Annotated in this window: 9 protein-coding genes; 5 read left to right on the forward strand and 4 right to left on the reverse strand. The window is 70.4% G+C overall.

Annotated elements, in window-relative coordinates:
* Positions 1-143: 143 nt before the first annotated feature.
* From A33M_RS05510 to A33M_RS05520, 3 genes are read right to left on the reverse strand one after another with little or no spacing between them, the layout of a single operon-like run.
* Positions 144-902, reverse strand: coding sequence for an ABC transporter ATP-binding protein (locus A33M_RS05510; RefSeq protein WP_040619431.1), 759 nt, complete (start codon positions 900-902; stop codon positions 144-146).
* A gap of 4 nt (positions 903-906) precedes the next feature.
* Entirely contained in the window at positions 907-1,713 is an 807-nt protein-coding gene (locus A33M_RS05515) for an ABC transporter permease (RefSeq protein WP_202801799.1), read from the reverse strand.
* Positions 1,710-2,735, reverse strand: a complete 1,026-nt coding sequence (locus A33M_RS05520) for an ABC transporter substrate-binding protein (protein WP_008384391.1) — start codon at positions 2,733-2,735, stop codon at positions 1,710-1,712. The genes A33M_RS05515 and A33M_RS05520 overlap by 4 nt, the downstream gene beginning before the upstream one ends.
* A 220-nt stretch (positions 2,736-2,955) precedes the next feature.
* On the opposite strand from A33M_RS05520, the gene A33M_RS05525 reads away from it, so the two are divergent.
* The 4 genes from A33M_RS05525 (at position 2,956) to A33M_RS05540 (ending at position 5,746) form a co-directional block, all read left to right on the forward strand.
* On the forward strand, positions 2,956-3,561 hold the full coding sequence (locus A33M_RS05525) for a riboflavin synthase (protein ID WP_008384394.1): 606 nt from the start codon (positions 2,956-2,958) through the stop codon (positions 3,559-3,561).
* 67 nt (positions 3,562-3,628) lie between these two features.
* The gene (gene ribH, locus A33M_RS05530; RefSeq protein ID WP_052026858.1) at positions 3,629-4,135 is read left to right on the forward strand and encodes a 6,7-dimethyl-8-ribityllumazine synthase; all 507 of its coding nucleotides are present in this window, start codon (positions 3,629-3,631) and stop codon (positions 4,133-4,135) included.
* Entirely contained in the window at positions 4,132-4,641 is a 510-nt protein-coding gene (nusB, locus tag A33M_RS05535) for a transcription antitermination factor NusB (protein ID WP_008384398.1), read from the forward strand. The genes ribH and nusB overlap by 4 nt, the downstream gene beginning before the upstream one ends.
* Before the next feature lie 289 nt (positions 4,642-4,930).
* Complete coding sequence (locus A33M_RS05540; RefSeq protein WP_008384399.1) at positions 4,931-5,746, forward strand: TetR/AcrR family transcriptional regulator; 816 nt, start codon at positions 4,931-4,933, stop codon at positions 5,744-5,746.
* 101 nt (positions 5,747-5,847) lie between these two features.
* On the opposite strand, the gene phbB is transcribed toward A33M_RS05540, so the two are convergent.
* Positions 5,848-6,582, reverse strand: a complete 735-nt coding sequence (gene phbB / locus A33M_RS05545; protein WP_008384401.1) for an acetoacetyl-CoA reductase — start codon at positions 6,580-6,582, stop codon at positions 5,848-5,850.
* A gap of 501 nt (positions 6,583-7,083) precedes the next feature.
* Between phbB and A33M_RS05550 the strand changes: the two genes are divergently transcribed.
* Positions 7,084-9,093 (forward strand): methyl-accepting chemotaxis protein, encoded by a 2,010-nt coding sequence (locus tag A33M_RS05550; protein WP_052026860.1) that lies wholly within the window; start codon positions 7,084-7,086, stop codon positions 9,091-9,093.
* Positions 9,094-9,164 lie beyond the last annotated feature (71 nt).

A 9,164-nucleotide genomic window follows, 5' to 3' on the forward strand; every position in this document is an offset into this window, starting at 1 on the left:
CAGGCCTGTCACGCCGGAGGTCGCGGGTTCGAGCCCCGTCGCTCCCGCCACTCGGACCGAGGATGTCTTTCCTGAAAATCAGCGCCGATCACGGCTCGCGCAAGCGGGCCGGCGGTGGGCCGTCGGGTCGTTGCGGCGTGCGCTCACGCCTCGATCGCGAGGGCGCCCGAAATCTCGGGACGGCCGAGCAGACGGCCGACCTCGGCCTGGACGAAGCCGTCGTCGCGCGCGGCAAACGGCCGGTCGAGGTCGTGAATCGCCGCGAGCCGCGCGGGCTTTTGCGTCAGCACGACGATCCGGTCGGCCAGCTTCACCGCTTCGGCGAGGTCGTGGGTCACCAGCACGGTGGCCGGCCCGCCGTCGTCGATCAGCCGACGCACCAGCGCCTGCATCGCCCGGCGCAGGCCGACATCGAGGCTGCCGAACGGCTCGTCGAGCAGCAAAAAGTCCGGGCGAATCGCCAGCGCGCGGGCGAGCGCCACCCGCTGCCGCATGCCACCCGACAGCGCTTCGGGATACTTGTCGCCGTCCGCCGCGGTGAGGCCCACCACGCCGAGCAGTTCTTCCGCCCGATTCCGTCGGTCGGGGCGGGTGGTCGAAAGGGCCTTCAGCCCGAAGGCGATGTTGTCGCGGGCGGTGCGCCAGGGCAGCAGGCAAGGATCCTGAAACACGAAGGCGGGCCGGACGAAGGGATGCGTCACCCGCCCGCCATCGGGCCGCAGCAGGCCGCCGAGAATCGCCAAAAGCGTGCTCTTGCCGCAGCCGGACTGCCCGACGATGCAGCCCACCTTTTGCTCTGCCGGCAGCGCGAAGGAGACGCCGCCGAGCACCGATTCGCGGCCGAAGGCGTGGGTGACGTTTTCGACGTGCAACGCGTCTGCTTCCGGTGGGGTGGTGGTCATCGCGTCACGACCCGGAGACGCCCGACCGGGGAGGGGACTTGTCGCCCCGCCACGGCTCGAGGTGCCGCCGCAAAGGCTCGAGCAGCAAAAATTCCAGGGCGAGGAGAAGGCCGACCAGCAGGAGGATCCAGGCCATCGCGCGGGCGGTGTCGACCTGGGCGCGGGCGGTGGCGAGCCCGTCGCCGATGCCGCCGGCCCCGCTGAACAGCTCGGTCATCACCGCGACCTTCAGGGCGAGCGCCAGCGCTGTGGCGAGCGCCGGAAACAGATGCGACAGCATGTGCGGCAGATAGAGGTCGGCGAGCAGCACCGTGCGCGGCACGCGGAACGCCGTCGCCATCCGCAACAGGCCGGGATCGAGGCTGCGCGCGCCTTCGGCCGCGGCGGCAAAGACGATCGGCGCACAGGTCACCCACACGGTGAACGGCACCGCGAGATCGGCGCCGAACCACAGAAGTGCCAGCACCACCCAGGCGACCGCCGGAATGCCGAGCATCAGCGTCGCGATCGGCCGCAGCACGGCACGCAAGGGCTCGAGGAGGCCGGCGAGGAGCCCGAGCGCGCCGCCGATCACCACTGCGGCGAGAAAGCCGGCCAAAGCCCCGCGCAGCGTTTGCAGCACCGCCGGCAGTGCGTCACCGCCGCGAACCATCTGCCACAGCGCGAGAAGCGTCTCGCCGGGGGAGGGCAGCACCACCGGGCCGTAGGCGGCGTGCCCGGCCTCCCACAGCGCCACCACCAGCACCAAGCCCGTGGCGACGCCCCAGCGGGGCTTCAGGAGACCGAAGAAATCCCGGCGGGGGCCGCTCACCCCGGCCCCCAGTAGAACGCATCGTCGGGCAGATTGCCGCCCAGAATCGCCGGCGACATCTCCATCAGGTCGGAGAAATAGCGCTCGAGATCGAGCCGCGCCTCGGCGGCCGAGACGACGTTCAGCCGGAAATGCGGGATCGAGCGGGCGACCACCGGCGCCGGCAGGTTCAGCCGCGCGGCGCCGAGCGCGCCGGCCTCGGACATGTGCGTCGCCACCCAGTGGGCGCTGTCCACACAGCCTCGGTGCACCGCCGCCACGATCTCCGGATGCGCCTGCAAAAAATCGTCGCGCACCGCGAGGCCGGCCTGCGGGATGCCGGCGGGGCGCCCGGTCAGCCGGCCATAGGCCTCGGTGACGTCGACCGCGCGATGGATCGGAAGCTTTTCCTTGGCGGCGCGGATTTCGGTGGCGGTCGCGGCGGGCTCGGGCAAAGCGGCGAGGTCGCCGCGCCCGGCGAGGAAGAGCTGCGCCGCTTCGGTCGAGGAGCCGACATATTGGAGCGTGACGTCCCTGTCGGGGTCGAGCCCGAGCCGCCGCAGCACCAGCCGCACGATCAGGTCCGGCGCGTCGTTGCGGAAGGCGACCAGCACCGTCTTTCCGGCGATGTCCTCGATCCGCCGCACGGTCTGGTCGCGGCTCATCAGATAGAGGAGCCCCCAGGTGAGGACGTTCACCTGGCGGATCGGCACGCCCCGGTTGCGCATGTTGGCGCAGGAATAGGTCGGCGCGACGAACAGCGTCATCGCCCCGGAGACGACGCCCGCCCGCATCTGGTCGGGGGTGCGCCAGATCGCCAGCTCCACCGTGTCGGCGAGCGGCGCGAGCGCCCCGGATTCCACCAGCCGGGCGAGCACCACCGAGGGCGTGGCCGGCACGCCGTGGAGAACCAGCCGTGCGAGCTTTTGTTGTCCCCTTCCGGCTTCGTCGGCACGGGCGAGCCCGGTCGGGCCGGCGGCCAGAAGGGCGGCCGAGAGGGCGGCGAACAGTGTCAGGGCGTCACGCCGGCGGAGATCGCGCAACAAAACCTCCCTGTGGTGATCCGGCCGGGCCACTGGCCGGACGCCTTTACCGAGTTACACCAGAGCGGCCCCTGCGGCGAGCCGGCGGCTCGCCGCCCCATCGTGCCCCCATGGTGCCCCCATCGTGCCGACATGGCCGAGGCCCTCACATGGCTCCCATATGGCCGCTCCGTGGCCGCGCATGTTGCCTTCCGCCGTCCGGCGTCCTAATCGAAGGGCCATGTTCACCGGCATCGTCACCGACATCGGCACCGTGGTCGCGGTCGCGCCCCGTGCGGAAAATCTGAGCCGCCTCACCATCGCGTGCGGCTACGACCGCGCCTCGATCGTCGACGGCGCGTCGATCGCCTGCTCCGGCACCTGCCTCACCGTGGTCGAGGCGGGCGTCACCGACGGGCGCACCTGGTTCGCGGTCGACGCCGCGGCGGAAACCATGCGGCTCACCACCGTCGGCACCTGGAGGGTGGGCACGACAATCAATCTCGAGCGCTCGCTGAAGATCGGCGACGAGCTCGGCGGCCACATCGTCACCGGCCATGTCGACGGCGTCGCGACGCTGATCGAGCGGGAGAATCTTCCCGAGATGGCGAAGATGGTCTTCCGCCTGCCGAAGCCGCTCGCCCGCTTCGTCGCCACCAAGGGCTCGATCACGGTCGCCGGTGTCTCGCTGACGGTCAACGCCGTCACGGCCGACACCGTCGAGGTGCTGATCATCCCGCACACGCTGCAGGTGACGACCCTCGGGCCGCTTTCGGTCGGCGAGGCGGTGAACATCGAGGTCGACCTGATGGCGCGTTACGCCGCGCGCCTCACCGAGACCGCTTGAGGCCGGATCGATGCGCTTGCGATCGCCCCGACCGGCTTGCTACTGACGGCGCGGATCGGGGAGCACCATGGCCGGACCCAGCACCATCGCCCGCACAGACGAGGATCCCCTGCCGGGGACCCGCGTGCTGATCGTCGAGGCGCGCTATTACGGAAAGATCGCCGACATGCTGCTGGAGGGCGCCCGCCGCGTCCTCGAGGCGCAGCAGGTCGAGTGGGACATCGTCAGCGTCACCGGATCGCTGGAGGTGCCGCAGGCGGTGGCGATCGCGCTGGAGGCGCCGGTCCACACCCGCCGGCTGCCGTTCGAGGCGATCGTCGCGCTCGGCTGCGTGATCCGCGGCGAGACCAGCCACTACGACATCGTCGCCGGCGAATCCGCCCGCGCACTGATGGATCTCGCCACCGCCCACCGGGTGCCGATCGGCAACGGCATCCTCACCACCGACACCGAGCAGCAGGCGATCGTGCGCGCCGCCCTCGACCGCGGCGACAAGGGCGGCGTCGCCGCCGCCGCCGCGCTCCAGCTCCTGCGCGTCAAGCGCCGGCTGCAGAATCCGCGGAGCCCGGCGTGACCCGCGACCCCAACGAGCCGCGCCGCCCGGAGCCGCGCGAGCCGCGCAAGGCCAATCGCCGCGGCGCCGCCCGCCTCGCCGCCGTGCAGGCGCTCTACCAGATGGACATCGCCGGCACCCCGCTGCACGAGATTCTCGCGCAGTTCGAGAGCCATTGGATGGGCCGCGAGGTCGAGGGCGAGCAGTACCTGCCGGCCGAGAGCGCCTTTTTTCGCGACATCGTCAACGGCGTGGTGGCCGGCCAGCGCAAGCTCGATCCGATGGTCGACGAGGCGCTCGCCGCCAGCTGGCCGCTCAAGCGGGTCGAGGCGATTCTCCGCTCGGTGATGCGCGCCGGCGCCTACGAGCTCGACAAGCGCGGCGACATCCCGGCCCGCGTGGTGGTGTCGGAATATGTCGACGTCGCCAACGCCTTCGTCGACCGCACCGAGACCGGCATGGTCAATGCGGTGCTCGACCAGCTGGCCCGCCGGCTGCGTGCCTCGGAATTCGACGCCGCCTCCTGACGGCGGCCGGTCCGGCGCCCGTCAAATCGTTCAAAACTAGCGCCACGTGCGAAACCGGCCGGCCCTCGGCCGGTTTTGTGGTGCGTCGGTGCTGCAGGCCGTCACCCGTCTGGACGCTGCCGTGACGTTGCCTGTCGAAAAAACTCAATCAGGAGGTGATAATCGGCCTCGGGTGCCGACGAGTTCCTTAAACACCGTGCATTCCGGACGACGGTATATTAATGCGTTCCGGCTACTATAATTGACGGTCCCACTGTAACGGCTTTTTAAACGTCCGCGGAATCAGGGAATGGCTCGGAGCTATCGGCTCAAGCAGCGTGCCGTCAGGCAGAACGAGACACGTCACAAGATCGTCACGGCGGCCGTCGATCTGTTCTGCGCGAACGGTCCGGCACGGACCAGCATCCTCGCCATCGCCGAGCGGGCGGGGGTGGAGCGGCCGACCGTCTATCGCCACTTTCCGACCCCCGAGATGCTGCATGCGGCCTGCTCGACGCGGTTCTGGACCGACAATCCGATGCCCGACCCGGAGCCGTGGTGCGCGATCGCCGATCCGGAGGCGCGGCTGCGCCACGGGTTGTCCGCGGTCTACGCCTTCTATGCGCGGGTCGAGCCGGCGCTGTGGAACATTCTTCGCGACCTGGAGGACCATCCGGAATGGCACCGGCTGTGCGCCGCGGCCGGTCAGTGGCAGCGGGTGAGCCGGGTGCTGGCGGCGCCGTTCGAGCACGACGGCACGCTGTGCCGCTGCATCGAGGCGAGCCTCGGCCTGGCGCTCGACTTCTTCTCCTGGCGGGGCCTGTGGCGGCGGGGCGCGCGCAACGAGGAGATCGTCGAGTTGATGACGCGGATGATCCTCGGCTGCACCGGCGACTGCGCGGAGGAGGGCGCCGCCGGCGGTCGTGGCACCGGTGATCGTGGCACCGGTGATCGTGGCGTCGACGATCTCGGCACCGGCGATCTCGGCACCGGCGATCTCGGCACCGGCGGGGAGGGGCACGGCAGCGGCCTGCGAGGCCGCCCGCTCACCTGGCGGGGGCCGCCGCCCGGCTGCGGCGACCGGCCGCCGACGCCGCCTTCGACACGGCGCGACGCGGACGAATGACGAGGCCCCGGCGCCGGGCGGCGCCGAGGCCTTTTTTGCCGGTGGTTGCTTCGTCGTCTCTCGGGCCTGTCGGGGCTGGCGCGGTCACGCGCCGGCCGGGCTCACATGTACTGGCCGCCGTTCGCCGCGATGTCGGTGCCGGTGATGTAGCCGGCATGGTCGGAGGCCAGGAAGACGATCAGGTCGGCGATCTCCTCCGGCGAGCCGAGCCGGCCGACCGGGATCAGCGGCAGGATCTTGGTGTCCATCACCTCCTTGGGCACCGACAGCACCATCTTGGTGCCGAGATAGCCCGGCGACACGGTGTTGACGGTGACGCCCTTGCGGCCGACCTCGAGCGCCAGCGACTTGGTGAAGCCGTACATGCCGGCCTTGGCGGCGGCGTAGTTCGACTGGCCGAACTGCCCTTTCGAGCCGTTCATCGACGACACGTTGACGATCCGGCCGAAGCCGCGCTCCAGCATGCCGTCGATCACCTGCTTGGTCATGTTGAAGACGGAGTAGAGGTTGGTGCGCAGCACGAGGTCCCACTGCTCCGGCGTCATCTTGCGGAACATGCTGTCGCGGGTGATGCCGGCATTGTTGATCAGGACGTCGACCGGGCCGATCTCGCTCGCCACGCGGGCGATGCATTCCTTGCACGACTCGTAGTCGGCGACGTCGACCTGGTAGGCCTTGAACTCGCGACCCGCCTGCTTCTGGGCGTCGAGCCACTCGTTCACCGACTTGTTGCCCGGGGAATGGGTCACGGCGACCCGATAGCCGGCGGCGTGCAGCTTCTCGCTGATCGACTCGCCGAGCCCGCCCATGCCTCCCGTGACGACTGCAACGCGCATCTCGATTCCTCCTCTACACTGCTTGTCTTCGGCGACGATCGTCCGCCCGACGCAGTCGGCGCGCACGTCGTGCCGCGGTTCGTTCGCTGGTCCACCTGAGGTGTTCGTGACGCCGGGGGTTCTCGGGTGGGATCCGTTCGTCGCGCATGGCGCGACGGCACGTCCGGCACCGGCCGTTTCGGCATGTTGCGGCGGCTCCCGGTTGAAATGCACACGAACACACCGATCTTGGGCGATCGTCGCGAGTACCGCAAGGTGCCGACACCCACTGCGACACCCTCGCCGGTAAAATATTCTGACCGACGCCCCTGGAACCGGTCCGCAATCGCCATGCAGTGGTGAGGGGGCTCGGGTGCTCGATCTGCTTTTCCCGCAGGGGTACGTTTACGACGCCTCGAGGACTCGCCGGCTATCACGGCAGGGGCTCGGCCCCCGCGCGGACGGGAACGCGGCGGCACGGCCCCTTGGAGGACGAGTGGAATGCGAGGATTTCGGTTGCGCGTGGGCGCGAAGCTGGCGCTCTCGGCGGCCATCGGCATCGTGCTGGTCGCCGTGCTGGTCGGTAACGTCTTTCTCGGTGGGCGCACCACCATCTCCGCGACCGAGACGGCCCTCGATCGCCAGCGTCTGATCCAGGAAGCCACTCGCGCGAAGGTCGAGTTCGAGCGCATGCGCGCGACCTTCCGGCGCATCAAGATGGCGCGCAGCGACGCCGAGGTCGACGCTGCCCTCGACGACTTCCGCAAGACCGCCGCCGAGGCCGGCGCGGACATCGCCCGGGTGCGCGGCGGCATGGTGATGCAGGAGAACCGCGACCGGCTGGAGAAGGCGCAGGCGCTGCTCGGCGACTACGACGCCGCGATCGAGACGCTCGCCACCCAGCAGAAGCAGATCTTCTCGCTGTGGAAGGACCGCGACGCGGTGCTCGGCGACTGGAACAAGGCGTTCGATGCGGTGCTCACGGCGCCGGTGCTGAAGCTCGAGCTGGACGGCACCCAGATCGCGTCGATCGTCCGCCGGGCCGACGCCATCTCGATGAAGGCGCGCATCATCTCGTGGCGCTACGACGCCACCGAGCTGCCCGACCAGGCCGCCCGCATCCCGCCGTTCCTGAAGAAGGCCGAGGAGGCGCTGGCCGAGGCTCGCAGCAAGGCGAGCGACCCGGCGCTCGGCGAGCTGATCGGCGCGCTCGACAAGACCCTCGGGCGCTTCAACGACGTGATCGCCCGCACCGTCGCCACCCGCGCCGCGCAGACCAAGGTGCTCGACGAGCGGCTCCACCCGATCGTCGGCCAGATCGAGGAGCAGGTGAACGGGGCGATCGATTCCGCCAGCGCCCTGGTGCGCACGGAGGCCGACGGCCTGATCGCCGACGTCGGCGGCTCGACCCGGCTCTCGGTCGTGCTCGGCCTCCTGGTGATCGCCGTGCTGATCGGCTCGGCGGTGGTCGGCGGCCTGATGGTCGGCAAGCCGATCCGCCGCATCGGCGAGGTCTTGCACGATTTGGCGGAGGGTGATCGGGAGGTCGAGATTCCCTACACCAAGCGCCACGACGAGGTCGGCGAGGCGGCGCGCGCGGCGCTCGCCTTCCGCGACAACCTCGCCTGCGTCGACCACCTCGAGGCCGACCGCAAGGCCGCCGAGGCCAAGGCCGCCGAGGACCGCCGCGAGGCGATGACCCGGCTCGCCGCCGACTTCGAGGCGGCGGTCGGGCGGATCGTCGAACGGGTGTCGTCGGCCTCCGGCGCGCTCGAGCAGGCGGCCGGCGCGATGGCCGGCACCGCCGAGACCACCCAGTCGCTCGCCGGCAGCGTCGCCGCCGCCTCCGAGCAGGCCTCGGCGAACGTCGCCTCCGTCGCCTCCTCCACCCAGGAGATGGCGAGCTCGGTCGGCGAGATCAGCCGGCAGGTGCAGGAGTCGAGCCGGATCGCCGCCCAGGCGGTGTCCGAAGCCCGCTCGACCGACGATCGCATCACCATGCTGTCGCAGTCGGCCGGCCGGATCGGCGACGTCGTCAAGCTGATCACCGCGATCGCCGAGCAGACCAACTTGTTGGCCTTGAACGCCACGATCGAAGCGGCCAGGGCCGGCGAGGCCGGCAAGGGCTTTGCCGTGGTGGCGCAGGAGGTGAAGGCGCTCGCCGCCCAGACCGGCAAGGCGACCGGCGACATCTCGGCGCAGATCACCGAGATGCAGTCGGCGACCCAGGACTCGGTGACGGCCATCAAGGAGATCGGCGGCACCATCGGGCAGATCGCCGAGATCTCGGCGGCGATCGCGGCCGCGGTCGAGGAGCAGGGCGCGGCGACCCACGAGATCGCCAGAAACGTGCAGCAGGCCGCCAAGGGCACCGACGAGGTCGCCCGCCACATCACCGACGTGAACCGCGGCGCGAGCGAGACCGGCCAGGCCTCCGGCGCGGTGCTCGACGCGGCCAAGGAGCTGTCGGCCGACGGCGTGAAGATGCGCGAGGAGGTCGCCAGGTTCTTGGCGGCGGTGCGCGCCGCCTGACGGCGGCTCATACCCGCGGCGGGAAACTATGACCTCATCCTGAGGGGCCGCGAAGCGGCCGTCTCGAAGGA

It is taken from the genome of Rhodovulum sp. PH10, assembly GCF_000293785.1.
Taxonomy (GTDB): Bacteria; Pseudomonadota; Alphaproteobacteria; order Rhizobiales; family Xanthobacteraceae; genus Rhodoplanes.